The organism is Synechococcus sp. A18-25c (assembly GCF_014280035.1).
Classification (GTDB): Bacteria; Cyanobacteriota; Cyanobacteriia; order PCC-6307; family Cyanobiaceae; genus Synechococcus_C.
Map to the genome: position 1 here is coordinate 40412 of NZ_CP047957.1, position 25168 is coordinate 65579.

Genomic DNA, 25168 nt, shown 5'->3' on the forward strand with positions numbered 1-25168 from the left:
TTTTGCAACACGGTGATCAGTAGCTGTACCGCTCAGTAGCATCCCAGCTCTCCGATGTTCCTGAGTCACTGGCACCGACCGAAGAGTTGTTGAAGCTTGAGCTGCTGTTCTGGGAGCCACCAAAGAGATCTCCGAGGTATTTGCCGCAGTCGGGGTAGTTGCCCGGGTCGGCCACCACCGCTTCGGCGATCATGACGGCGGCATGTTCCGGAGATGTTTTGAACAGTCCACTGCTCTGCCGCTTGATTAAGGCGTAGGACGCTTCCCAGCTCACCTCGTGGTTGTTGCCGTTGCTGCGCATGAAGCAATACATCTGAGCCCCTTTCTGGGCCGGACCGGCCGCAGCGGCTTCAGCAGGACCAGCGGCCAGCAGCATCCCGGCCATGGGAAGAAGGAGAGCAAGGCGGGTGCGGAGGCTGGCCATCGATGGACAGAACAATCGGTCTGCGCCAACGTATCGGCTCGGGTTTTTCTGTCCAGAGCTGGGTGGACTCAGGAATTGCCGACTCCCAGCGGTGTCAGCAGTTTCACCATCAGTGGGAGCACCAAGAGAACGGTGATCAGACGTACAGCGTGCAGCGCAGCCACGGCAGCGCCAACGCCGTAATTCGCACCCACCAGACTCATGCCGCTAATGCCGCCTGGTGCAGCTCCCAAGAGGGTGATTAGGGGGTCGACCCCCAGGAGCCGACTCGCCCACAGCCCGACGACCAGTCCCGTCATCACCAGCGTGAGGGTGATCAGAACGGCCGGTTTCCAGAGGCTTTGCAACTGCTCCAGCGATGCTCGTGTCAGTCCGGTGCCGATCACGGTGCCGATGCCGATTTCTAGAGCCGTGCGGGTGCCTGCTGGCCATTGGGCGGTCTCAATGCGACCGCTCATGCTCACCAGGGCGGCTCCCAGCAGCGCCCCGGCCAGAGGAGCCGCGGGAAGGCCGGTGCAAAGTGCCAGCAGTCCTATGCCGATCCCGGCCAGCACGTAGATCAGCAGGGTCATCAAAGGAGGCATTGCACCCGCGTGCATCAATGCTGTCAGTCTGAATGCAGAGCTGTCGTTGTTTGTCAACGTCTCTCTTGAGCCTGAGAGATGCATGTGTTGTTATCGGGCCAGCACCCTTCCCTTTCCGGATGAGTCAGTCCGTCTCCTTCCGCATCACGCGAACCGCTGAGGATGTTGCGCAGATGCTTAATGCGTTGTCTCAACGCCTCGTGAAGTTGGAACAACGACTGGAAACTCTCGAGCTGGAGATGCGCCACCAGCGCAGTCAGTCGGAGTCCATGCCGGCTGATGAGCTGCAACGTCTTGATGATGTGGATCAGTTGCTGCTCGACTGCCAAGAATTGCTGAGCAGTTCGGAGCCTGAGAGCCATGATGAGACGGCCGGTGCTGAAAGTCCTGCATTTGAGTCCGGAGATGCGGACCTGCAGATGGCTGCATAAGAGGGGTCAAAAGTGTCAAAATGAAAAGAAAGCCATCCATGGCACCAACAACTCTCTCCACATCCGGTAATAGCGGCTCTGGTCGTGGCCACCGGAGTCCTCATGCTTCGGCTTCGCTGGCATCCCCTGGGCCCAAGGGTTTCTACGAGGGAGGTCACCAGCTCGAAAAGCTGGAGTTTGCTCTTGCAGTGGCCATGACACGCGGTGACAGCAGCCGTTCTGAACTTCTGCGTCAACAGATTGCTGCATTGGGTGGGAATGCTGAGGAGCCTGGGACCTGACAGTGGCAGTCACGTCAGCGGGCTTTTCATATCGGGATCGATCGCATCAAGGAAATACTTGCATTTGTTGTTGGTGCATTGTTGAAATTCAAGATCACTTGTTAATATCCATCTGATGAATGTTGTGTTGAAGTGACAGCGTCGGTGAAGTCGGTTTTAACGCTTCCGTCATCCGATCTCGATCGGGAGCAATTATTGGTTCGTGCACGTCAGTGTCTTGAGCAGGCACGAGTGCAAGCGGAGGAAGGGAATATTGCTGGTTCGGCCCAAACCATCCTCAAAGCTCTTGATCAGGAGCGTCGTGCCGGCAGTGTCGGCCCCCAGGTGATGCAGCTAATCAAGCCACGACCTACAGCCTCAAATTGGGGAAATCGAAGTTAAACGCGAACAACCGCTCAATGTTTGCAAGCGGGTGACCGGATTCGAACCGGCGACGTTCAGCTTGGGAAGCTGACATTCTACCACTGAATTACACCCGCACAGACATGATTTTAACTCATGTCTATAGCTTCGAAGTGCCGAATTGTGTCACTCAGCGACTCAAAGCTAGTGAAGCTGCGCTCACACCTGCACCCATCGTTCCTTTATGCAGTCCAAGGGATTGGAGGACCGATTCAATGGCTGCTACAGCGGTGAGCACATCGCGATCGCACACAAATCCCAGATGACCGATGCGGAACACTTTGCCTTTGAGGTGGTCCTGGCCACCAGCGAGAAGAATGTCGTAGCGGTCTTTGACGGCCTTGCGCAGCTGTTCAGCATCGATGCCGTCAGGAGCGACAGCGGTGATGGCAGGACTTCCGTGACCTTCCGCTGCGAACAGCGGCAGTCCGATCGCTTTCATTGCAGCCAGTGAGGCGTCGCGATGGCGGGCATGGCGGGCAAAGATTGCGTCCAGGCCTTCGGCTTGCATCATCTCCAGAGCCGCGTCAAGAGCGAAATAGAGATTGACTGCTGGTGTGAAAGGGTTGCTGTTTTTGGCAGCTGTTTTTCGGTAAGGACCGAGATCCAGATAAAACTTGGGCAGATTGGATCGCTCATAGGCCTGCCAGGCGCGTTCGCTCATGGCCACAAAGCTCAGACCCGGGGGCATCATGTAGCCCTTCTGTGACCCTGATGCCACCACATCCAGTCCCCAGGCATCCATCGGGACATTGGTGGCCCCAAGACTGGTGACGCAATCCGCGATGGTGAGGGCGGTGCCGTGAGCGTTCACGTGAGCACTGATCGCCTCCAGGTCGTTGATCACGCCTGTGGAGGTTTCCGAGTGGGTGAGGATCACTGCCTTGATGGCTTTGGCGGTGTCTGCTTCCAGGGCAGCCCGGAAGGCCTCAGGGTTGAGGGGTTGGCCCCATTCGGCCTTCACCACCTCCACCTCGAGCCCGTAGGCGCGGGCCACTTTCACCCAGCGTTCGCCGAACTTGCCGTTGTCGCCGCAGAGCACCTTGTCGCCGCGGCTGACGGTGTTGATAATTCCGGCTTCCATGGCGGCCGTGCCGCTGCCGGTGATCACCAACACGTCGCTGCTGGTTTGGTGCAGCCAGCACAGTTGGGCGGTGGTGCGCTCCACCACGGCCTGGAATTCACCGCTGCGGTGACCGATCGGGTGCCGGCCCATGGCCTTGAGAACCGTTTCGGGCACCGGGGTGGGCCCGGGGATCATCAGGGTGAGCTTGTCCTGCACGGGCTCAAGGAGTGCCAATCGTCCATCCTAAAAAACGATCCGCTCTTCTCCTCATCGCTGAGACGTCTGCTGTGTCTGCAACCGGGTTGACCTTGCCCGTTTGGGTGGCGGCTGCAGCGCGCGCGGCTGTGCTGGTGCTGCAGGGTGGTGCTGCGCCTGCAAGCGTTGAACTAAGAATCCCAGGCGAACAGGCGTCTCGTTCTGTGCCTGTTTGGGCTGCTGCTCGCCTGGAGGATGGGACTCAGGCGCTGGCCATCACGGTCTGTGACCCAGGCCGAGGGCTTGATCTCACGCGCGGTCTGGAGATCTGGGTGCGTGCAGCCCGCACATCTGCTCCTGGACGCGGGTTTCAAGTGACAGCCGGTGCTGGCGTTGGACGGCACGTCCAGGACGGCGGGCTCTGCATTTCCGGGTTCGCTCGGGAGTTGCTGGACCTCAACCTCACGGATCTGCTCACAGTGGAGTCCGCTCTGGAGTTGGAGGTGGTGCTGCCCCGTGGCCAGGAGTTGGCCTTGCGCACCAGCAATGCAGCGTTTGGGGTGGTGGACGGTCTGGCGCTGATCGGAACGCAGGCTGAGGTGCAGACCAGTGCATCGCCTGATCAACTGGAGTTGCTGTTGGCCCAGTTAACAGAGCTGGCATCTCAGTCTGGCTTTGCTGGACAGCTCACCCTGGTAATCGGTGAAAACGGAATGGATCTGGCCCATCAACTTGGTTTGTCCCAGCAGCAACCGGTGCTGAAGGCGGGGAACTGGATCGGTCCGGTGTTGGTGGCCGCGGCCGAAGCTGGTGTCCGCGAATTGCTTCTGCTTGGTTACCACGGAAAACTGATCAAACTGGCCGGAGGGATTTTTCACACCCATCACCACCTGGCGGATGCCCGCTTTGAGGTGTTGGCCGCTCTGGCGGTGCAGCAGGGCCTGAGCACGGAGCGCATCCGTCCCTTGCTGCAGGTCGCATCGCTGGAGCAGGCCTGGGAATGGCTCGCCTCGCAGGATGCAGGCCAAGCCAGAGCGCTTTGGATGTCCATGGCTGGGGCAGTTGAGCAGCGCAGTCAGGGCTACTTGCAGCGCTATGGCTGTCCGGCCATGGCGATTGGCGCTGCCTTGTTCAGTCGTGATCGTCAGCTGCGCTGGGCAGGCCCTGAAGGCCTGCGGATGCTGGGCCATGCGGGCCTGAGTCTGGAGCCCTTGCTGGGCGGTGAAAGTGGAGGCCCTTCTCTACGCTGATGGATTGGCGATCGTGTTCAGCGATCTCCCGTTCCACGGATCACGTGCGAGATGTCTCAGGTTTCGAGTGAAGGTCAGCGTCAGCCGGCCATCGTCATCCTTGATTTCGGCTCCCAGTACTCCGAACTGATTGCACGTCGGGTGCGCGAGACCGAGGTGTTTTCCGTGGTGCTGGGCTACAGCACATCGGCGGAAGAGTTGCGCAAGCTGTCTCCGAAGGGAATCATCCTCAGCGGTGGTCCCAGCTCGGTTTATGCCGAAGGTGCGCCCCTCTGCGATCCCGAGATTTGGTCGCTGGGCATTCCCGTGCTCGGGGTCTGTTACGGCATGCAGTTGATGGTGCAGCAGCTGGGCGGTCGCGTGGTGGCGGCCACCGGTAAGGCCGAGTACGGAAAGGCACCGCTCGAGGTGGACGATCCCACCGATCTGCTCACCAACGTGGACAACGGATCCACGATGTGGATGAGTCACGGCGATTCCGTGCAGGCGCTCCCTGAGGGATTTGTGCGCCTTGCGCACACGGCCAATACCCCGGAAGCGGCGGTCGCCCACCACGATCGGCGTCTGTACGGGGTGCAGTTTCACCCCGAGGTGGTGCACTCCACCTGCGGCATGGCCATGATCCGCAATTTCGTCTACCACATTTGTGGATGTGATCCTGACTGGACCACCGACGCCTTTATTGAGGAAGCCGTCCAGCAGGTGCGTCATCAGGTGGGCGACAAGCGCGTGCTGTTGGCGCTGTCGGGTGGTGTGGATTCATCCACCCTTGCCTTTCTGCTGAAGAAGGCCATCGGGGATCAGCTCACCTGCATGTTCATTGACCAGGGCTTCATGCGAAAAGGCGAACCGGAGTTCCTCATGGAGTTCTTCGATCGCAAGTTCAACATCCATGTGGAGTACATCCACGCTCGTGAGCGCTTCCTTGAGAAGCTCAAGGACATTACGGATCCCGAGCAGAAGCGCAAGATCATCGGTACGGAATTCATCCGGGTGTTTGAAGAGGAGAGCAAGCGTCTCGGACCTTTCGATTACCTGGCCCAGGGCACGCTCTATCCCGATGTGATCGAGAGTGCCGGCACCAACGTGGATCCCAAGACGGGTGAACGGGTGGCGGTGAAGATCAAGAGCCATCACAACGTGGGCGGCTTGCCTAAGGATCTCCAGTTCAAGCTGGTGGAGCCCCTGCGCAAGCTCTTCAAGGATGAAGTGCGCAAGGTGGGTCGCTCTCTTGGTCTGCCGGAAGAGATCGTGCGCCGTCATCCCTTCCCTGGCCCTGGTCTGGCTATCCGCATCCTTGGAGAGGTCACGGCTGAGAAGCTCGATTGCCTGCGGGATGCCGATCTGATCGTGCGTGAGGAGGTAAAGCAGGCGGGCCTCTATCACGACATCTGGCAGGCGTTTGCTGTGCTGCTGCCCGTGCGTTCCGTGGGTGTGATGGGTGACAAGCGCACCTATGCCTGGCCGATCGTGTTGCGCTGCGTCTCCAGTGAGGACGGCATGACCGCTGACTGGTCGCGCTTGCCCTACGACCTGATGGAGACGATCTCCAATCGCATCGTCAATGAAGTGAACGGGGTCAACCGCGTTGTTCTCGACATCACCAGCAAGCCTCCCGGCACGATCGAGTGGGAATAGGTCTTCAAGGGGGCTGGTGGGTCGCGCTCAGCGCCGATACCCTGAGTCCCCGGCCTGAAGCGTGTGACCGCTGCCCAACAGCAGGATCAGCAACTCCAGCGACGTCTGCAGCAGGACAGCATCCAGCTGGCAGGCAAGACCGTCTACATCAATCCTTTTCTCTACTGGCGTCGTTTTGACAGCAACACCGATCGTTGGCTGCGCGAGCCCGGTCAGCTGAATGAGGATCAGATTCAGCAGAATCGCAGCCGCTTCTACCCTGAATTGGACTGGGCGTTGCTTGATGTCTCCGATCAGGACATTAAGGACGGCGCTGTCGAGATGTTCCTCAAGAGCCTGGAGCTAATCGGCACCTTTCATCCTGAACTCACCTCCGGGCAGCTGCTGGAGGTGGAGCGCAAGATGGCGATCACCAAGAAGCGTTCCTTTGAGCGCTGGGTTGAGAAGTCATACAAGCGGCGTGCACGGTTGGAGAGTCGTGAGAAGCGTCGTTTTGCCCGTGATCGTTTCCTGCGGGGCTGGTCGGAATGGATTGCCCTCGACACCACCCATCAGGCACTGGCACCGATGGTGGCCTTGGTGGTGATCTCTGGCGTGATCGGCTGGTCGTTGGGATCCTCCCGTGCCAGTTGTCCGGCACTTGTGCCTCCAGCGCAGCAGACTGGAGTTCGTTGATCGTTGAGGGCCTTGTTTAATGGCCGACAGCCAACCTCTCGACTCCTTTCGCCTGACCCTGATGCAGGACGTGCTGCCGATGGGTCTGGCTTTTGTGGATCGCGTTCGCACGGATGGTGCAGCCAAAGCGGTGGAATCCGTGGCCAAAGGGGAGGACCCTTTGGGTGATCTGCGCAAGCAGGGTGAACCAGCGGCCCGGGAGGTGCGTGAGCGGCTGGATCAGATCAGCCCAGGCCTCGGCAATCCCGTGATGACCGTGCAGGTGGAGGTGAATGAGCCTGATGCGGCGGCTGAGGTGATCGATGCCGCGGGCGAACCGTCATCGGATCGTGCCGATGCTCTGGAGATGTCCCCTGAGCAGCTTCAGACAGTGCTGGGCCGGATCGAAGATCGCTTGAAGCGTCTCGATGCCTTGATGGCGCCGGAGAGCTGAGCGGAATGGCACGCTCGGGCCTGTCGCAACGGGACGGTCAGCGTCAGAGCGGTCTGCGGCAGCAGCCGTTAGTGCTGCTCACTCTGGTGCTGCTGGTGACAGCAGCGATGGTGTCCCGCTTGGTGTGGCTGCAGGTGCTGGAGGGCAAGCGCTATCGCCAGTTGGCGGATGAGAACCGCATCCGCCTGGTGCCCCGTTCCCCGACGCGTGGTCGTCTGCTTGATCGCAAAGGGCGGGTGCTGGCCTCCAGCAAGTTGACTTATTCCCTCTACGTGGAGCCGCGCTTAGTGGACGATGCGTCCTGGCCGGACCTGCGGGATCGTCTGGCGCAACTCCTTGATCTTGATGCGGCCGAGCTCGATCAGCGACGCGGTAGCGGTGTAGCCCGTGATGGTTATCGCATCAATCTGGCGACTGATCTGAAGCCGGAGCAGGTGCTCCGGTTCCAAGAGCAGTCTCTGGGTCTCAAGGGAGCGCAGGTGGATGTGGACATCCTGCGGTATTACCCCCATGGAACGCTGGCGGCCCACACCCTTGGCTACACCCAGCCGATCACCGAGAGCGAGTACGAAACACTCGCTGAGAAGGGCTACAAGATCCGCGATCGCATTGGCCGGATTGGTGTGGAAGCGGCCTATGAAAGTCATCTCCGCGGTGCCTGGGGCGGCCAGATGCTGGAGGTGAATGCCATGGGCGAGGTCCAGCGCCATCTCGGTGATCGCCCGTCAGTGGCCGGCAAAGACCTCACCCTCACCCTCGATCTCGATCTTCAGAAGGCTGCTGAGCAGGCGCTGGCTGATAAACCTGGTGGCGCCATCGTCGCGATGGACCCCAACACTGGCGCGATCCTTGCTTTGGCCAGCAAACCCACCTTCGACCCCAACTTCTTCTCCAAGCTCGTCACCACCCAGACGGAGTACGACGCGCTGTTTTCCAATCCCAAGAAGCCATTGCTTAGTCGGGCCATGAATGCCTACGACCCTGGCAGCACCTGGAAAGCGGTCACGGCCATGGCCGGAATGGAATCGGGCAAATTCCCCCCGGATACGAAGCTCAACACCACGGCCTGCATTACCTATGGCGGTCATTGCTTCCCCGACCACAACGGTGCTGGTTTCGGCCTGATCGGCTATGCCGATGCCCTGCGCTTTTCCAGCAACACCTTCTTCTATCAGGTGGGAGTGGGGGCGGGCTCTTTGGCTTTGAAGAAGGCTGCGGATGCCCTTGGTTTTCAGCGGAAAACCGGCATCGAGATCGGTTGGGAGGAAAACATCGGTCTGGTGGGTGATGAGGCCTGGGCCGCGTCCGGCCGCGGCTGGGCTGAACCCGGTTCAACGCCCTGGATTCCAGAAGACATGGCCAGTGCATCCATCGGTCAGTCGGTGGTGCAGATCACGCCGCTGCAGTTAGCCCGGGCTTACTCCGTGTTTGCCAACGGAGGGTGGCTCGTCACCCCTCACCTGGCGGATCAGGGACTGAATTGGACTGAGCCACCCCGTCGCACCAAGGTGCTGATTCAGCCAACCACGTTGAACACCATCCGTGAGGGTCTGCGCAAGGTGGTGTCGGAGGGCACCGGTTTCGGCCTCAATGGCCCCGGCATCCCTTCGGCTGGAGGCAAGACCGGCACGGCTGAAGACAGCACGGGTGGCCCAGACCATGCCTGGTTCGCCACCTATGCCCCTTATCCGGAAGGGCAGATTGTGATCGTGGCCTTCGCGCAGAACACACCTGGCGGGGGTTCCGTGCACGCGCTGCCGATGGCCAAAAAGGTGATGGAGGTGTGGAACCGCACCCGCACCCAGTCCTGATCAGGCAGACCTGAATCAGGCGGCCACATTGAGATCCTGTTGCTGCAAAACACCGCGGTAGTAGCCGCGCAGTTGTTCGGTGGCTCCGGCCCAACCCCAGCGCTCGGCTTCATCGCGGGCTGCCTTGCGAAGGGCCTGTCGTTCCAGATCGTTGCCCAGCAGGCGGCGTGTGGCTTGGATTAGGCTCGCGGCACCGCCATCGGCACCGCCGGGTTCGTACAGACAGCCATTGGAGCCATCCGTGATGATGTCGGGGATGCCGCCGCGGTTGGCTCCGACCACCGGACAGCCTGCCGCCATGGCTTCCAGCAGCACCAGGCCAAGGGTTTCGGTGCTGGATGGGAAGAGGAACGCATCACCGCTGGCATAGGCGCTCGCCAGCTCTTCACCAGCCAGATAGCCGACAAACGTGGTGGCCGTGTCGGCGAAATGTTTTTCCAATTGCTGGCGGTGGGGGCCATCGCCCACCAGTGCCAAGCGGGCGTCCGGGAGGGCTTCCAGCACCGGCCGGATCCGTTCAATCTGTTTTTCGGCCGAGAGACGACCGACGTACAGCAGCAGGGCGCCCCGGTCGTCGTGCTTGCCCAGCAGCCGCTGACGCATGGCGTCGCTGCGCAACTGGGGCCGAAATAAATCGGTGTCGACCCCTCGCTGCCAAAGATCGGTGTGCTGAATTCCTTTGTCGCTCAGTTCCTGCACCATGGCGGTGGAGGTGCAGAGGTTGAGCAAGGCTTGATTGTGTGCTGCTTTGAGCAGTTCCCAGAGCAGGGGCTCGAGCATGCCCATGCCGTAGTGCTCTAAGTACTTGGGCAGATGGGTGTGATAGCTGGCGACTAATGGGATCGATTTGGTCTTCGCCAGCCAGATCCCCCCCAGCCCGAGCACAGCTGGGTTGACTACATGGATGAGGTCGGGCTGGAAGTCATCAATGGCTTCAGAGACGGCTGGGCGGGGTAGTGCCAGCTTCAGCTCGGGGTAGAGCGGCAACGGCATGGCGGGCACCCCAATCAGTCGCGCTCCCATGTAGTGATCGGGGCAGCCCTCAGGGCAGAACACGATCACCTCATCGCCGGCATCCACCAGATGCTTCACCGTCTTGGTGAGTCGGGTGACAATGCCGTCGACCTTCGGCAGGAAGGTTTCAGTGAAGAAGGCGATTTTCAAGGAGGAACCCCGATCAGGAATCAGGAGGCGGTGCTGATCGCCTGAGCCTGTGTTTTGGTCCAGGCGGAGGTGCACAGGATGCGAGCGCGATCGCAGCGGTCGGCGTAGCGGGTGGCGATTTCCACCACTTCCTTCAGGAGGCCGTCATCCAGGGTGGTGGGATTGAGGCCAAGCTCAAGGAAGCAGCGGTTGTCGACGATCAGGTCGTTTTCGACGGCTTCATTGCGCGGGTTGGGCAGGTTGTTCACCCGAGCACCTGTGAGAGCCGCCACTTTCTTGGCCAGTTCACCCACCTGATGACTCTCGGTCATCTGGTTGAAAATCTTCACCCGTTCACCCTGTTCGGGTGGGTTCTCAAGAGCGAGCTGAACGCAGCGCACGGAATCGCGGATGTGAATGAAGGCGCGGGTCTGACCACCGGTGCCGTGCACGGTGAGGGGATATCCGATCGCGGCCTGCATCAGGAAGCGGTTAAGCACGGTGCCGTAGTCACCGTCGTAATCAAAGCGGTTGGTGAGTCGTGGGTCCCGACTGGTGGCATCGGTGTTAGTCCCCCAGACGATGCCCTGGTGCAGGTCGGTGATGCGGACCTTGTCGTTCTTGTTGTAGTAGAGGAAAAGCAGTTGATCGAGCGTCTTGGTCATGTGGTAGACGCTGCCAGGGCTGGCCGGATGGAGGATTTCTTCCTCGAAACGGCTGCCGTCTGGCTGAGGCACTTCTACCTTCAGATAGCCCTCAGGGATGGTGGCGCCGCGGTGGGAGCCATAGCCATACACACCCATGGTGCCCAGGTGCACCACATGGATGTCCTGGCCTGATTCCACGATGGCGGCCAGAAGGTTGTGGGTGCCGTTGACGTTGTTATCGACGGTGTAGCGCTTGGTGGCGCTGCTCTTCATCGAGTAGGGAGCAGCCCGCTGTTCCGCGAAGTGCACAACGGAGTCGGGCCTTTCCTCGATGAGCAGGTCGAGTAAGCGTTGGTACTCGTGGGCGATGTCCATGTGCACGAAGCGCATGGGCTTGCCGCCAAGTTGCTCCCAGGCTTGCAGCCGCTCTCCGATGCTTGAAATCGGCGTGAGCGACTCGACTTCGAGGTCGATGTCGATCTTGCGACGGCTGAGGTTGTCGATGATCAGAACTTCGTGACCCTGATCCGCCAAATTCACGGCGCAGGGCCATCCACAGAAGCCGTCACCACCGAGAACGAGAACTTTCACCCCAAACTCCTGCTGAAGCGTTCAAGCCGCCAATGAGGTGCAAGCTACTACAGGGTTTTCAGCTGATCGCCACGGTGACGGCCATCAGAGCCACCACCAGCACCGAGCCACTGATGATCAGCAGTCTGGAGGCGTTGCTGCGGCTGGTGTCCTCCGAGATCACTTCCATGCGGGGTTCCTTCGCGAAGGCGTTCAGGCGTCCGCCGTCTTCGGTTGTGACCTGCATAAGTCCTCGTCGATTGCCGAGACCTTATGAGTCCAATTGCCTAATGACAGGCTTTGTTTCGCCCGCTTCATGTCACTTCACCTCTCTTCACTTCACGAGGCCGCTGGTGGGGGAGCTGGGGTTGGCCTGATCTCGACGCGGTAATCGGCCCGATTGGAACGCCAGACGGCCCGCCTGAACGGCTTGACCCATGGCTTCGGCCATTGCCGGAGGATCGCCTGCCAGTGCGATGGCGCTGTTCACCAATACGGCATCGGCTCCCATTTCCAGGGCAGCAGCAGCTTCGCTGGGGACGCCGATGCCGGCATCCACAACCACGGGGACGTTGGCGTTTTCGATGATCAGGCCGATGTTCGAGGCATTGCAGAGGCCCTGGCCAGAGCCGATCGGTGAGCCCAGCGGCATCACCGTCGCGCAGCCCACATCCTCCAGCCGTTTGGCTAGCAGCGGGTCCGCATTGATGTAAGGGAGAACGGTGAACCCTTCCTTCACCAGAGTTTCGGCGGCGTCCAGGGTGCCGATCGGATCCGGCAACAGGTAACGGCCGTCGGGGATCACCTCCAACTTCACGAAGGTGTTGTCTTCTTGACCCGCCAGCTTGGCCAACTCACGACCCAAACGGGCGACCCGGATGGCCTCCTCTGCTGTGGCGCAGCCAGCGGTGTTGGGAAGCATCCAGATGCGTGACCAGTCAATCGCTTCCATCAGGCCTGCGTGGCCTGCCGCCACCGCTTGCACCCGCCGCACAGCCACCGTGACCATCTCGCAACCTGAGCGCTCCAGGCTTTGCTGCATGGCTTGCAGGTTGGGGTATTTGCCCGTGCCGGTGAACAGCCGACTGTTGAACTGGCGTCCACCGATCAGAAACGGGTCGGTGCTGGACGGTGTCGAAGCCATCATGCGGAGCTGCGGACTGGTGTTGAACCGGATCGGAAGTCGGACGGGCCACGCTTGAGGGCCCTACCGTGCGCCCATCATCCGTTCTCGTCATGCCCATTTCCGTGGACATGAACGCGCCGATCGAGATTCCGGCGACGTTCGAACCGTCTCTCCCTCTGGATGCGTCTGTTCTACAGAAACCGGTTGAGCTTGAGGGATCGGTTCTTCGCTTTGATCCGGTGGCGCGGGCTGCAAGCTTGGCAGTGTCGATGCCCCGTCAATGGTGTGGCAGCTACACCTCGTTCACCAGCGGCAACACGGAGGATGTGGTGCTGACCTTGGCCAGTGTGGTGCCGATTGGCCAGATGCTGGATTTGCGTGGAGAGATGCAGATCGGTAGCGTCTCGACTCCGGTTCAGGGCAATTTCAACGCCACCTCGGATCAACTGGATCTGCTGCCCCTGGCCAGCGCACTTGCTGACGACATGGAGGTTGGCGGAGATTTTCTCGGCCTTCAGGGCCTTTCTCTGTCGAGCTGGCAGGCTCCGCGACTCACCAATCGCGGTGGCAGCCTCAATCTCGAGCCCAGTTGTTCCGCCTCAGAAGCCCCGGCCGTCCGAGCTCTCTGGTGATCCGCCACTGGATGACGACGATGCCTTGCCGGTTTGACGATGAAGGGTCCGCTCCAGGCGTTTCAGCCGGGTGCGGGCTGTTTTGTTAGCGGGTTCCAAAGCCAGCACCTTGCGATACAGATCACAGGCGTCATCGCTGTTGAGTAGACGCTCCTGGGCGAAGGCCAGATTGTTGAGCGCGACGGGGTAATCCGCTTTGGCTTGCAGCGCTGATTTGTAATGGCGGACCGCACCCGAGAAGTCCTTTTGGGCGGCTAAAGAAAATCCCAGTGCGTTCTGCACAAGGGCCTTCGCTTCATCAGGCTCGTTATTGAGCCGTTTCGCAGCTTGCTGCAGTGTTGCTGTGGCCTGCGGATAGAGCCGTTTGCGCAGCTGAACTGAAGCCAGCTCATAGAGCTGACCAGCGTCTTTGGAGGAGCTTGCATCCGCCTGCTCGAGCCGGATCAAGTTCATTTCATCGCGACGTACCCGCAGAAGCTGTCGACCGGCGACGACAGCCACGATTGCCAGCAGGCCGATTAGACCGAGCAGGTAAGTCTGCGGCAGAAAGGAGTCCATGAAGGAGGAGGGAAGTCCCGGGGCGGGACCCTACTCAACCCTGGGTTGCATTCACCACATTCGTGAAGCTTGCCGGATCCGCCACTGCCAGCTGAGCCAGCATCTTGCGGTTCAAACGCACGTCGGCTTGCTTGAGGCCGCCGATCAAACGGCTGTAACTCACACCATTGAGGCGGGCTGCTGCGTTAATCCGCGCGATCCACAGACGGCGGAAATCACGCTTGCGGCGGCGACGATCGCGGTAGGCATTGCAGAGAGCCTTCATCACCCGCTGGTTGGCGGTGCGGAAGAGGGTGCCGTTGCTGCCGCGGAAGCCACGGGCTAAACGGAGGATTTTGTTGCGGCGCTTACGGGCGACATTGCCTCTTTTGACGCGTGCCATGGGGAGTTGAAAGGGGAAGTAAGAAGGATCTGAGCGATTCAGTCACCGCTCAAGAGCAGGCCGTCATTCAGGCGTAGGGCATCATCAGAGCCACGCGATCTTCGTCCGTGCGGTCGACGACAGCTTTGGTGCCCAGATGGCGCTTGAGCTTGGGGCTCTTGTGATCCAGCAGGTGATTGCGGAATGCCCGCCGACGCATGAACTTGCCAGTGCCAGTTGCTTTGAACCGCTTGGCGGCTGCTTTGCGGGTCTTGAGCTTGGGCATGTCTCTGGCAGCGCGTGGCACAAACGACAACCATAGAACCTCACCCTCCCCCCAGCCAAACCTCCGGTTCCGGTTCATGCTCAGGTCATCTCCTCCATCGATAGCGATGCCATGGCGATGAACCGGTCCGTTCGAGCCGTGCGCAGTGTCGTTCCATGGGTGGTGTTTCCGCTTCTGGCGGCTGCGGGTTGTCGCGCTCAGGACGTTCGTGGCCCCGTGGTTCAGCCGCCTGCGCCAGTTGCTCCGACCCATCGCAGCGTGCCCCAGCCGCCCTCGGCGCGAAATGCCGTGCTCTGGGTGTCCCTGGACGACCATCTCGGTCGGGGCACGATGCCTGACCGTTCGGCTTCGCCATTGATCCTCACCACGGCAGGCGCGCAACCCTTGCAATTGCAGGATTGGGCAGGGAAGCCTCTGGAGACGGCTAACACGCTGCGCTTCAGCTGGCGATTAGTGGCCTTGACAGAACCGTTGGAGATCGCTCGGCGTGTCGCAGGCCCATACGCCAGTTTCGAGTCGGCGGATCGTGTTGCATCTCGTTGGCGGGATCAAGGGGTGGAGGCTCGGGTCGCCCATCCCGAGGAGTGGGAAGTGTGGGTTCCCTCCGATGCCCCGGATCTCATCGGAGTGAGCCTGCGCGATGTACGGGAACGCATTGTTGATGTGGTGCAACCGGTGCTGGAGGGTTTCAGTGGGGGCCGCACTTTGGACGGGCCGTTGCAGGTGATCGCCCCCGATGGCCTCCGCTGGGACGGAGGTGTTCTGCGCGGTCCTTTCCGGTTGCAAGCGGACGCTTACGGCAGCTGGACATTCCTTGAACAGCTCCCGGTGGAGCGCTATCTCGAAGGTGTCGTTCCCCACGAGATTGGGGCTGGATCACCGCCGGCAGCTCTGCAGGCCCAGGCCGTGCTGGCGCGCACCTGGGCGCTGGCCAACAGCCATCGTTTCGGCTTGGACGGCTACCACCTGTGCAGCGACACTCAATGTCAGGTGTACAGCGATCCGCGCCAAGCCAGTGAATCGGTGCGGGAGGCCATCCGAGCCACCTCAGGCCAGGTTCTGCAATTGGATAGTCAACCCATCCAGGCGTGGTATCACGCCACCAACGGTGGTGTGAGCGCAGGGGCAGAGGAGGCCTGGTCGATGGATCCCCTGCCCTATGTGCAGGCGCGGGCCGATGGGTCATCGGATTGGGTGGGTTCGATCACCTTGCCCATCCAGAGCGCCGAGGATGTGAGGCTCCTGCTCAATCGTTGGGACGGTGCCTTCGGCGCAGGTCATCCACGCTTCCGCTGGAATCGCCTCTACACCGCTGGTCAGCTCAGTCGTGCGTTAGCGGCAGCGGGTCAGGGTGATGCCCTGCCCACGGCGCTGCGGGCGGTGTCCCGTGGCCCCAGCGGCAGGGTCTTGGCCCTTGAGATGGATCGAGAGGGTGGAGCGGCGCCGGTGACGCTGCGTTTAGATGCAATCCGTCGCACCCTGCGGCGGTTGCCCAGCACCTTGTTTGTGATCCAGCCGGAGGGTGCCGGTGCCTGGCGTTTCCAGGGGGGTGGCTTCGGTCACGGTGTGGGTCTGTCCCAGGCCGGTGCGATCGATCTCGCCGGTCGTGGCTGGACTGCTGAGCGGATCCTGGATCACTACTACCCAGGAACCAAGTTGGTACCGCTGGCACCAGCACCTGAAACCACCCCTGCTCAGGCCCCCTAAAGTCCCCGTACTTCGTGGAATGGGAGGGTCGTGGCCGCAGGGACTGGTAACCACCGACGCGGCAAGACGGCTTTCTTCCTGGCGGCCTGCGGCTGTGCCGGTGCTGCGCCCCACTGGTTGGATCCTTCCCGCAGCCTGATCCCTGCCTTCACCCTCGCTGTGCTGTTGGGCGGCTACGGCCTGCGCACGTTGTTGCGCCGAGTGGATCCAGCCCTTGTTGGTAGTAACGATGATGGGACGTTGGCTTCCACACCGTTGGATGGGCAGTCCTGTCCCACGGTGGATGTCGTCGTGGCGGCTCGCGATGAGGAAGCAGTGGTCACCCGGCTGGTGGAGCGGCTTTCAGCACTCCGGTATCCCGATCGGCGGCTCACGTTGTGTGTGGTGGATGACGGCAGTGAAGATCACACGCCGGAGCGCCTGAGCGAGCTGCAGAGCCGGTTTCCTTCTCTCAAAGTGATCCGACGGCCTCGTAATGCAGGCGGTGGTAAGTCGGGGGCCCTCAACGCAGCTTTGAAGCAGACTCAGGGGGAATGGCTATTGATCCTGGACGCGGATGCGCAGCTGGCGGAAGATCAACTAGAGCGACTGATCCCCTTCGCCACAGCAGGAGATTGGTCCGCTGTTCAGATGCGCAAAGCGGTCACGAACCCTGACACCAATTGGTTGACGCGGGTGCAGGCCATGGAGATGGCGTTTGATGCCCAGCTGCAGCAAGGTCGCCTTTGCGGGGGAGGCGTGGCCGAGTTGCGGGGCAATGGCGAGCTTCTGCGTCGCGACCTGCTCGAGGCATGCGGCGGCTTCAACGAAGACACCGTGACGGACGATCTCGATCTGAGTTTCCGGCTGCTCCTCGAGAATGCTCGTGTGGGCATCCTCTGGGATCCGCCAGTTCAAGAAGAAGCTGTTGAATCGGTTCCCGCGCTCTGGAAGCAGCGGCAGCGTTGGGCAGAGGGTGGCCTTCAACGGTTTCTGGATTATTGGCCGGGGTTGTTCTGCCGTCGCCTGACCCTCGCCCAACGCCGCGATCTGGCCTGTTTCTTTCTGCTGCAATACGCGCTGCCTGTGGTGTCTTGGGCGGATCTGCTCACCAGCGCCCTCAGTCGCACTGCTCCGCTCTACTGGCCTTTGTCGATTGTGGCGTTCAGTGTGTCTGGCGTGGCCTACTGGCGGGGTTGTCGCCGTCCAAGCGAGGGGCCTGAGTTACCGCCGCCGGATCTGTTCAATCTGCTGCTGGGGATTGCTTATCTCAGCCATTGGTTCGTGGTCATCCCTTGGGTCACCCTGCGCATGGCGGTGCTGCCCAAGCGTCTGGTCTGGGCGAAGACGAGCCATCGCGGCCAGGAAGAGACGCTTCAGGTCTAAGCACAGTCCCCTTCAGCACAGTTTTCAGTTGTCAGTCTGCTGAGAAGGTTTTGTGCTCAACCGTTCAGGTCCACGTCCAGCACTTGACCGTTAAAGAAGTCGGCGAAGCGCTTCACCTTTTCATCCATTGCGGAGGGTTCGCTGCGCTGTTGAGCTTGTGCTTCTGGCGTCGCTTCCGGAGCTGAAGAGGTTAGTCCTGGTTCTGAGGGGGCCTGTGGGACAGCCTGGGGTGCTGGCACTGAAGGCGTGGGTCGCGGGGGCAGCTGGGCTCCTCCACCGCCGGATACCGGTGGCGCGGTTGCGGTGGGTGCTGCTGTCGTTGTGGGTGTCGGGGCGGCGGGTCCAGTTTTCGCGGGCATCGCGGCCGTCGGTGCGGGGCCGCTGTGGTTTTCCAGCACCAGTTGACGCGTTCCGCCCATGGTGCGGGCGATGGCCTGTTCCAGCAGGGCCACTCGGCTCTGCACCATGCCCATCCAGTTGCCCGCCACCTGCACGACGGCGCGCTGGTTGTCGATGCGCACGAGCTGTGCCTGCTGCGACAACAGCATCCTTGTGGAGGGCAGCTCCAGGCCGGCCAGGATCTGCTGCCACAGTTCCCCGAGATCGTCGGTGGATGGCGCCGGCATTGCCGGTTCGGCAACCTCTGCTTCAGGCGGCGTTGGGCTGGAGGTGTTGGGAAGGCTGATCGCCGTTGGGGCCGATCGGGCCGATGGGGCAGGTGGTGGCGAAGCAGGAGGTGGCGGTGCGGAGGCTGCAGCTGTTGGTGCGATGGTTGTTGACGCAGCAGTTGTGGCGGAAACGTTCGCTGTTGCGACGGGCGTGGTGGTCGCTGGTGCGGTTGTAGGCCGGCTGACACTGGCCGTCATCGGTTCAGCCAGCAGTCCCAGCAGCAATACTTCAAGCCAGAGGCGGGGTTGCACGCTCTGGCGCAGTTGTTGCTCGCTTCCACGCAACTGGCCCTGCAACTGCAGCAACCGGGAGCGCCCGATGCTCTTGGCCAGAGGCGGTAGCTGATCACGGAACTGGGGAGAGACGCTGGTGAGCTCCGGCCGGTCAGGAGCAGCGGCCATCAGCACCAGATCCCTCAGGATTCCTGCCAGGCCCTGGAGCACGGATCCCGCATCCCGTCCGCGATCCAGCAATTGGCGCGTGGCCTCCAAGAGCGTCACCGGTTCGCTAGTGCTCATCGCTTTCACCAGTTCCAGCAGCTCCTGCTCAGGAACGGCACCCAGCAGATCCCAGACCGCATTGGCTTCGATGGGGCCGGGCAGCAGGCTCAGCTGATCCAAAAGGCTTTCGGCATCGCGCAGGCCGCCCTGAGCCCTCTGGGCCACCACATGCAGTGCGTCGGCTTCGATGGGAATCGCTTCCTGTTGGGCAATCCAGCTCAGGTGCTGTTCCAGCGCATCCAGGGGAATCCGTCGGAAGTCGAAACGTTGACAGCGGCTGAGAATGGTGGGCAGCACCCTTTGGGGATCGGTAGTTGCCAGCACGAACACCACCCGTGGCGGCGGTTCTTCCAGGGTCTTGAGCAGCGCATTGAATGCTGCGGTGGAGAGCATGTGGCACTCATCCACGACGTAGACCTTCCAGCGCGCCTGAACGGGCGCGAACCGAGAGCGTTCGATCAGGTCGCGGATGTTGTCGACGCCCGTGTTGGAGGCCGCGTCGATTTCGATCACATCCAGGGCAGTGCCTGCCGCGATCGTGGTGCAGAGCTCGCAGATACCGCAGGGTTCTGGTGTTGGCCCCTCACTGCTTAGGCAATTCAGCGAGCGGGCCAAGATGCGAGCGCTGGAGGTCTTGCCGGTGCCGCGAGGTCCACTGAACAGATAAGCGGGGGCGATCCTGCCAGAGCGCAGGGCGTGGCCGAGGGTGGCGGCGATGGCTTCTTGCCCCACCAGCTGATCCAGGCGTTGGGGCCGGTATTTGTGATGCAGTGGCTGGTACGGCTGGCTCATGCACTGCCGGCAAGACGCTGAGGTTACCGGGGTTTGGGCTCAGCTTTGGTGCTCGTTGCGGGCGATGTGTTCTCCAGCAGGGCATTGAGCTTGGCTTCCATGTCCTCCACGGCCGCCAGCTCATCAGCGATGGTGCGGCCGGTCAACAGAAGCTGGCGGCTGTGGCGATTGACTCGATCATCCGCTCCCTGACCGGGCATGCCCTCCATCCAGCTCTCAGCCTGTTCGAGGGTGCTTTCCAGCTTGTCGAGCAGACGCAGACGCAACTGCTGCAATTGGTCCAGGCCGCGTTGGGCCCGTTCCCGTGAGCGCTCATCGATCAGGCCCTTGCGCAGCAGCAGCCCCAGGCCTGTCAGGAGTGCCGCTGGCATCAGTTGCCCCAGTGCGAGAGCGCCGAGGCTGCCGGTGTGCAGCCAGTCTTCGACTTGACCGCTGCGGTGGCGACCGGTCTTGCACCAGTTCGCGAAATGCTCGCAGTTGTTGAACAACAGGTTGTAGTTCTGCTCGCCGATGCGGCTCATGGCCCGGCGCAGGGTCACGCTCGTGGGTGAGGCCCCCTCATGGCTGACCACGCTCAGCGCCTGGCCGCGGCGGAACTCATCCACGGGGCTGCGCAGGATTTCCCGGCCTTCCAGATAGTGGGCAACGGTGCCATCTCCCAGGTCAATGCCGTGATGCAGAAACAGCCCGTGCTGGCGTGGAACTTTCAGATGGTCTGCGGCGGCCATGGCCGTGATCAGCGGCTGGCTTCAGTCTGTCGCGGAGATGGCTGTGATCACGTCAGGCGGATTCCTGCTGACGGTCCGTGCCGGGCAGCGGCAGCACCTTGCCTCCCGTGTGCTCTTCCACCATGGCTCTGGTGATCGTGAAGGCATCGACATTTTTGCTGGAGGGAAGCTCGTACATCAGATCGAGCATCAGCTCTTCCACGATGCCGCGCAGGGCTCGTGCTCCGGTCTTACGCCGGTGAGCCTCCTGGGCAATGGCTTCGATGGCGCCTGCTTCAAAGTCCAGCTGGACGTTGTCCATGCTCAGGAGGGTGCGGAACTGTTTCACCAGGGCATCCCTCGGTTCGGTGAGGATCGACTCCAGGGCGTGCTCGTCGAGGGGATCAAGCACGGCGCTGACGGGCATGCGGCCGATGAATTCCGGGATCAGTCCGTACTTGACCAGATCATCGGGCTCCAGGTGCCGCAACACCTGTGAGGCCTGCAGGTCGCGGGTGGCCTTGCCGCGGCCGCGACTGTCGCTGGGCACAAAGCCGATGGCGTTGCGTCCCATGCGTTTTTGCACCACATCGTCGAGACCAACGAACGCCCCACCACAGATAAATAGGATCTGGCTGGTGTCGATCTGGATGCAGTCCTGGTAGGGATGCTTCCTGCCTCCCTGGGGCGGCACGTTGGCCACCGTGCCCTCGAGCATCTTCAACAGCGCTTGCTGCACACCCTCTCCGGACACATCCCGCGTGATCGACGGGTTTTCGCTTTTGCGGGCGATCTTGTCGATTTCATCGATATAGATGATCCCGCGCTGGGCTAGATCCACATCCATGTCGGCCTTCTGCAGCAACCGCAGGAGGATGTTCTCCACGTCTTCACCCACGTAGCCCGCTTCGGTGAGAGTGGTGGCATCAGCCACGGCGAAGGGCACATCAAGCATCTCCGCCAGGGTCTGGGCCAAGAGGGTCTTACCGCAGCCGGTGGGACCGATCAGCAGGATGTTGCTCTTGTGCAGGCGTGTGGCGGTTTCCTCGGTCTCGCCGTTGCCATCGCCCTGCCAGGCCAAGCGTTTGTAGTGGTTGTAGACCGCCACGGACATCACCTTCTTGGCGGCGTCCTGGCCCACCACCTGTTGATCCAGGAACCCCTTGATGTCGTGAGGTTTGGGGATGGAGGCCAGGGTCGGAGCGGGTTTGCTGCTCTTTTTAGTCTGGGTTGCTGTTCCTTTACGGGTTGGCTCAGCTCCCTGGCGTGCGCTGCCCTGCGCGTCGATCAACTCTTCGTCGAGGATCTCGTTGCAGAGATCGATGCACTCATCGCAGATGTACACGCCCGGCCCGGCGATCAGCTTGCGTACCTGCTCCTGGGACTTGCCGCAGAAGGAGCACTTCAGATGGGCGTCGAACTTGGCCATCAGGCGCGTCGCAGATCAGTCGGAGCAAGGAACCAGATCAAATGGATCCCAGCGTGAACACTGAGCATCGCGACGAAAAGGGTTGGTGTCAGCCCCCCGTAACGATTTCTCCGTCTCCGAAACTGTCCACCACCCGATCGATCAGCCCGTACTCCACGGCTTGGGCCGGCGACATGAAGTTGTCCCGGTCGGTATCTTCAGCAATTTTGTTCAAGGGTTGGCCTGTGTGCTCGGCCATCAGGCCGTTAAGGGTCTCCTTCAGGAAGAGGATTTCCTTGGCTTGGATCTCGATGTCCACCGCTTGACCCTGGGCTCCTCCAAGGGGTTGGTGGATCATGATCCGGGCGTTGGGCAAAGCCAGGCGCTTGCCTTTGGCGCCGCCAGTCAGCAGAAAGGCGCCCATGGACGCGGCCAGTCCGTAACAGATGGTCACCACGTCAGGGGCCACCTGCTGCATGGTGTCGTAGATCGCCAGGCCTGCGGTTACGGAGCCACCGGGAGAATTGATGTACACCTGAATGTCTTTCTCAGGGTCCTCGGCTTCGAGAAACAGCATCTGGGCGACCAGCGCATCGGCAACGGCGTCATCCACACCGGTGCCCAGAAAAATGATCCGTTCCCGCAGCAGGCGTGAATAGATGTCGAAGGCCCGGTCACCGCGGCCGGATTGCTCGACCACCGTCGGCACCCCTGGCGAGGATTGGGGATGCATGGAGATCGGCTGGATGCCCCGCCAGCGGTTCTGAATCGGATGGTGACTGCGGGCGTTGATCACGCTGCGACTGGGGGGCTGAATGAGAGCAATCTATGGGTGCCGATCAAGCATCGGCGTCCGCAGGGTCACTCTTCGCGGTTTTGGTCTTGGTGGTTGAGGCCTTCTTGGTGGTTGTTGCCTTAGCGGTGGTTTTCTTGGCTGCGCTTTTCTTGGCCGTTGGCTTGGCCTCGTCTTCAGCCGCTGCAGGCGCTTTTTCGGTGATGGTGCTGTTCTCTTCCAGCCAACCCAGCAGCTTGTCCTGGAGCAAGTCATCCAGCACCGCCTGACGCAGCCGCTCGGGATCGATGTCCCGTTCGCCGGACAGCTGCTGCTTCACTTCAGCGAGTTTGGCGTCCACATCGGCGTCCTCCACCACCAGCTTCTCGCTGTCGGCCAGGGCCGTGAGGGCCAGGCTGCGGCGCAGGCGTTCTTCGGCCTCGGGACGTGAAGACTCCATCAGGTTGCGCACCAGTTCAGGCGTGAACAGTGACTTCACATCCATGCCCTGCTGGGCGAATTGACCGGCGGTCTGTTCCACCAGATTGCGCACTTCCTGTTGGATCAGGCTTTCGGGCAGTTCCACCTCCAGTTGCTCCACCAGGGCACCCAGCAAGGCGTCGTGACGGTTGCTGCGGGAGCGGCGTTCCGCGTCGTCCTTCAGGCGCTTTTCAAGATCGCTGCGCAGGTCGGCCAGAGATTCCTGCTCACTGGCCTGCTTGGCGAATGCGTCATCCAGGGCCGGAAGTTCACGGGTCTTCAGATCTTTGAGCTCGATCACGAAGTTGGCTTGGCGGCCCCGTGCGTCTTCTTTGGGGTAGTCGTCGGGAAACTGGCACTCCACGGTCTTGCAATCGCCGACAGCCATGCCCACCACGCCTTCGATGAAGCCGGGGATCATGCGGCCGTGCTCCAGATCCACATCCATCGAATCAGCAGTGCCTCCTTCGATCTCACTGCCGTCATCGCTGTAGGTGCCCTTGAATCCCACCACGGCGATGTCGCCTTTTTCAGCCTTGCGGCCTTCCACTGGAACCACAGTGGCCAGCTGACGTCTGGATTGCTCCAGCATCTCGTCGACGCGCGCCGGGTCATAGCTGACGCTTTCGGCCTCGGCCTTCAACCCTTTGGTGCTTTTCAGCTTCGGTGTGGGGGCCACATCCGTTTCCAGGGTCACGGTGAGGCCTTCACCCGGTTTGAAGCTCTCCAGCAGTTCTTCAAAGCCTCCGCTGAGTTCTGGCTGGCCGAGGGCTTCGATGGTTTCTTGCTCGAGGGCATCACGCCAGATGCTGTCCACCAAGGTTTCCAGTGCATTGGCGCGGATGCGAAGCGCACCCAGCTGCTGCACGAGCACGGTGCGGGGCACCTTGCCTTTGCGGAAGCCAGGGAGGTTCACGTTGCGGCTCAGCCGATTGATCGCTTCCTCGTAGCTGGCCTGACACCGCTCCGCGGGAACGGCAACCTCCACAGCCAAGCGGCTGCCGGGACGGGAGGAGGTGGAGACCTTCAGGCTGGCGGCACTCATTAGGGGACGCAGGGACAAGCAGCCCAATACCTTAATTAAGTGCCTGACCGTGGCCCTCCACGTAAGCTGAGGCCAAGTTTCAGCTGTGCCCCTGCCTCGAGATTTTCAGGGTTGTCACGGCCGGTGGTTGCTCCACCACGTATCTGTTGTTGAGTCCCGTCCGCTTGTCCACCGCGTCTTCTTCCTCTGCCTCACTGCCGAATCGACCGCTCACGGTGGCTGTGCTTGGGGCCAGTGGTGCTGTGGGTCAGGAGTTGCTTCAGCTGCTCGAGGAGCGTCGTTTTCCTGTTGGTGAACTGCGGCTGCTGGCTTCGGCACGCTCTGCAGGCCAGACCTGCGTGTGGAATGGTCAGTCCCTCACCTTCCAGGAAGTGACAGCTTCCGCCTTTGAGGGCGTGGATCTGGTGCTGGCCTCCGCCGGTGGATCGGTGTCCAAGATGTGGCGCCAAGCCATCGTGGCGGCCGGAGCTGTGATGGTGGATAACTCCAGTGCGTTCCGCATGGAGGACGGAGTGCCTTTGGTGGTGCCCGAGGTCAACCCGGATGCGGCGCTTGCGCACAGTGGTGTGATCGCTAATCCGAATTGCACCACGATCCTGCTTACCCTGGCGCTCGCTCCCCTGGCGGCCCAGCGTCCGATGCAACGGGTGGTGGTGAGCACCTATCAATCGGCCAGTGGTGCTGGAGCTCGGGCGATGGACGAGCTCAAGGACCTCTCCCGTGCGGTGCTGGACGGAGAGACACCGAAGAGTGAGGTGTTGCCCCATTCCTTGGCGTTCAACCTCTTCCTTCACAACTCGCCGCTTCAGCCCAACAGCTACTGCGAAGAGGAAATGAAGATGGTGAACGAAACCCGCAAGATCATGGGTTTGCCGGATCTGCGATTCACCGCCACCTGCGTGCGGGTGCCGGTGCTGCGTGCTCACTCGGAAGCGGTGAATGTGGAGTTCACAGAGCCCTTCCCTGTGCAGGAAGCCCGCGATCTGCTGGCGGTCGCTCCAGGGTTGGAACTTCTGGAGGATCCCATCAATAACCGGTTCCCTATGCCCACCGATGTCACGGGTCGTGATCCGGTGGTCGTAGGCCGTATCCGCCAAGACATCAGCGAAGACAAGGCACTTGAGTTCTGGCTCTGTGGCGATCAGATCCGCAAGGGTGCGGCCCTGAACGCCATCCAGATCGCTGAATTGCTGTTGCCCGCCGCCTGATC

At 61.3% G+C, this 25168-nt stretch carries 26 protein-coding genes and 1 tRNA gene; 11 read left to right on the top strand and 16 right to left on the bottom strand.

The window, feature by feature from the left end; all coding sequences use genetic code 11:
* Positions 1-16: 16 nt before the first annotated feature.
* Complete coding sequence (locus tag SynA1825c_RS00195) at positions 17-424, bottom strand: DUF6554 family protein (protein ID WP_186469777.1); 408 nt, start codon at positions 422-424, stop codon at positions 17-19.
* Positions 425-492: 68 nt separating this feature from the next.
* Positions 493-1008 carry an AbrB family transcriptional regulator gene (locus SynA1825c_RS00200; RefSeq protein ID WP_186470909.1) on the bottom strand — a complete coding sequence of 172 codons (516 nt, stop codon included), beginning with the start codon at positions 1006-1008 and terminating at the stop codon, positions 493-495.
* A gap of 119 nt (positions 1009-1127) precedes the next feature.
* Between SynA1825c_RS00200 and SynA1825c_RS00205 the strand changes: the two genes are divergently transcribed.
* On the top strand, positions 1128-1439 hold the full coding sequence (locus SynA1825c_RS00205) for a chemotaxis protein (RefSeq protein ID WP_186469778.1): 312 nt from the start codon (positions 1128-1130) through the stop codon (positions 1437-1439).
* A 38-nt stretch (positions 1440-1477) separates the two neighbouring features.
* Positions 1478-1720 carry a hypothetical protein gene (locus SynA1825c_RS00210; RefSeq protein WP_186471250.1) on the top strand — a complete coding sequence of 81 codons (243 nt, stop codon included), beginning with the start codon at positions 1478-1480 and terminating at the stop codon, positions 1718-1720.
* Positions 1721-2127: 407 nt separating this feature from the next.
* Here SynA1825c_RS00210 and SynA1825c_RS00215 read toward each other — a convergent pair.
* Both SynA1825c_RS00215 and SynA1825c_RS00220 read right to left on the bottom strand, forming a co-directional pair.
* Positions 2128-2199: transfer RNA gene (locus SynA1825c_RS00215), tRNA-Gly, on the bottom strand.
* Between the two features lie 53 nt (positions 2200-2252).
* Complete coding sequence (locus tag SynA1825c_RS00220; protein WP_186469779.1) at positions 2253-3404, bottom strand: alanine--glyoxylate aminotransferase family protein; 1152 nt, start codon at positions 3402-3404, stop codon at positions 2253-2255.
* A 53-nt stretch (positions 3405-3457) separates the two neighbouring features.
* Between SynA1825c_RS00220 and cbiD the strand changes: the two genes are divergently transcribed.
* The 5 genes from cbiD to mrdA all read left to right on the top strand — a co-directional run bounded on the left by cbiD (position 3458) and on the right by mrdA (position 9190).
* Positions 3458-4633, top strand: coding sequence for a cobalt-precorrin-5B (C(1))-methyltransferase CbiD (gene cbiD / locus SynA1825c_RS00225; protein ID WP_186470910.1), 1176 nt, complete (start codon positions 3458-3460; stop codon positions 4631-4633).
* A gap of 51 nt (positions 4634-4684) precedes the next feature.
* Positions 4685-6271 (top strand): glutamine-hydrolyzing GMP synthase, encoded by a 1587-nt coding sequence (guaA, locus tag SynA1825c_RS00230; protein WP_186469780.1) that lies wholly within the window; start codon positions 4685-4687, stop codon positions 6269-6271.
* Positions 6272-6334: 63 nt separating this feature from the next.
* Complete coding sequence (locus SynA1825c_RS00235) at positions 6335-6946, top strand: hypothetical protein (protein ID WP_186469781.1); 612 nt, start codon at positions 6335-6337, stop codon at positions 6944-6946.
* Positions 6947-6965: 19 nt separating this feature from the next.
* Entirely contained in the window at positions 6966-7379 is a 414-nt protein-coding gene (locus tag SynA1825c_RS00240) for a hypothetical protein (RefSeq protein WP_186469782.1), read from the top strand.
* Between the two features lie 5 nt (positions 7380-7384).
* Positions 7385-9190 (top strand): penicillin-binding protein 2, encoded by a 1806-nt coding sequence (mrdA, locus tag SynA1825c_RS00245; protein WP_186469783.1) that lies wholly within the window; start codon positions 7385-7387, stop codon positions 9188-9190.
* A gap of 15 nt (positions 9191-9205) precedes the next feature.
* On the opposite strand, the gene SynA1825c_RS00250 is transcribed toward mrdA, so the two are convergent.
* From SynA1825c_RS00250 to SynA1825c_RS00265, 4 genes are all read right to left on the bottom strand, one after another.
* Positions 9206-10354: a glycosyltransferase family 1 protein gene (locus SynA1825c_RS00250; protein WP_186469784.1), complete on the bottom strand. Its 1149-nt coding sequence runs from the start codon at positions 10352-10354 to the stop codon at positions 9206-9208.
* Between the two features lie 20 nt (positions 10355-10374).
* Positions 10375-11571: an NAD-dependent epimerase/dehydratase family protein gene (locus SynA1825c_RS00255; RefSeq protein ID WP_186469785.1), complete on the bottom strand. Its 1197-nt coding sequence runs from the start codon at positions 11569-11571 to the stop codon at positions 10375-10377.
* A gap of 58 nt (positions 11572-11629) precedes the next feature.
* A complete protein-coding gene (psb34, locus tag SynA1825c_RS00260; RefSeq protein WP_186469786.1) occupies positions 11630-11797 on the bottom strand; it encodes a photosystem II assembly protein Psb34 in 168 nt (55 codons plus the stop codon).
* Positions 11798-11884: 87 nt separating this feature from the next.
* Positions 11885-12694 carry a thiazole synthase gene (locus tag SynA1825c_RS00265; protein ID WP_186469787.1) on the bottom strand — a complete coding sequence of 270 codons (810 nt, stop codon included), beginning with the start codon at positions 12692-12694 and terminating at the stop codon, positions 11885-11887.
* Positions 12695-12786: 92 nt separating this feature from the next.
* Between SynA1825c_RS00265 and SynA1825c_RS00270 the strand changes: the two genes are divergently transcribed.
* A complete protein-coding gene (locus SynA1825c_RS00270; RefSeq protein ID WP_186469788.1) occupies positions 12787-13308 on the top strand; it encodes a hypothetical protein in 522 nt (173 codons plus the stop codon).
* On the opposite strand, the gene SynA1825c_RS00275 is transcribed toward SynA1825c_RS00270, so the two are convergent.
* From SynA1825c_RS00275 to rpmI, 3 genes are all read right to left on the bottom strand, one after another.
* On the bottom strand, positions 13276-13866 hold the full coding sequence (locus tag SynA1825c_RS00275) for a hypothetical protein (protein WP_186469789.1): 591 nt from the start codon (positions 13864-13866) through the stop codon (positions 13276-13278). The two genes, SynA1825c_RS00270 and SynA1825c_RS00275, sit on opposite strands and share 33 nt — an antisense overlap.
* 34 nt (positions 13867-13900) lie before the next feature.
* Entirely contained in the window at positions 13901-14248 is a 348-nt protein-coding gene (gene rplT, locus SynA1825c_RS00280; protein ID WP_186469790.1) for a 50S ribosomal protein L20, read from the bottom strand.
* A gap of 67 nt (positions 14249-14315) precedes the next feature.
* Entirely contained in the window at positions 14316-14513 is a 198-nt protein-coding gene (rpmI, locus tag SynA1825c_RS00285) for a 50S ribosomal protein L35 (protein ID WP_186470911.1), read from the bottom strand.
* A 117-nt stretch (positions 14514-14630) separates the two neighbouring features.
* Between rpmI and SynA1825c_RS00290 the strand changes: the two genes are divergently transcribed.
* Together SynA1825c_RS00290 and SynA1825c_RS00295 are read left to right on the top strand one after the other, a co-directional pair.
* Positions 14631-16220: a SpoIID/LytB domain-containing protein gene (locus tag SynA1825c_RS00290; RefSeq protein WP_186469791.1), complete on the top strand. Its 1590-nt coding sequence runs from the start codon at positions 14631-14633 to the stop codon at positions 16218-16220.
* A 30-nt stretch (positions 16221-16250) separates the two neighbouring features.
* Positions 16251-17585: a glycosyltransferase family 2 protein gene (locus tag SynA1825c_RS00295; protein ID WP_186469792.1), complete on the top strand. Its 1335-nt coding sequence runs from the start codon at positions 16251-16253 to the stop codon at positions 17583-17585.
* A 56-nt stretch (positions 17586-17641) separates the two neighbouring features.
* Here SynA1825c_RS00295 and SynA1825c_RS00300 read toward each other — a convergent pair whose 3' ends face one another.
* From SynA1825c_RS00300 to tig, 5 genes are all read right to left on the bottom strand, one after another.
* Positions 17642-19546: a DNA polymerase III subunit gamma/tau gene (locus SynA1825c_RS00300; protein ID WP_186469793.1), complete on the bottom strand. Its 1905-nt coding sequence runs from the start codon at positions 19544-19546 to the stop codon at positions 17642-17644.
* 23 nt (positions 19547-19569) lie between these two features.
* A complete protein-coding gene (locus SynA1825c_RS00305; RefSeq protein ID WP_186469794.1) occupies positions 19570-20274 on the bottom strand; it encodes a lecithin retinol acyltransferase family protein in 705 nt (234 codons plus the stop codon).
* A 52-nt stretch (positions 20275-20326) separates the two neighbouring features.
* The gene (clpX, locus tag SynA1825c_RS00310; RefSeq protein WP_186469795.1) at positions 20327-21682 is read right to left on the bottom strand and encodes an ATP-dependent protease ATP-binding subunit ClpX; all 1356 of its coding nucleotides are present in this window, start codon (positions 21680-21682) and stop codon (positions 20327-20329) included.
* A gap of 88 nt (positions 21683-21770) precedes the next feature.
* Positions 21771-22457 (bottom strand): ATP-dependent Clp endopeptidase proteolytic subunit ClpP, encoded by a 687-nt coding sequence (gene clpP / locus SynA1825c_RS00315; protein ID WP_186469796.1) that lies wholly within the window; start codon positions 22455-22457, stop codon positions 21771-21773.
* Between the two features lie 43 nt (positions 22458-22500).
* On the bottom strand, positions 22501-23958 hold the full coding sequence (gene tig, locus SynA1825c_RS00320; RefSeq protein ID WP_186469797.1) for a trigger factor: 1458 nt from the start codon (positions 23956-23958) through the stop codon (positions 22501-22503).
* 164 nt (positions 23959-24122) lie between these two features.
* Here tig and SynA1825c_RS00325 point away from each other — a divergent pair, with 164 nt between their 5' ends.
* Complete coding sequence (locus SynA1825c_RS00325) at positions 24123-25166, top strand: aspartate-semialdehyde dehydrogenase (protein ID WP_255478409.1); 1044 nt, start codon at positions 24123-24125, stop codon at positions 25164-25166.
* Positions 25167-25168: the final 2 nt, after the last annotated feature.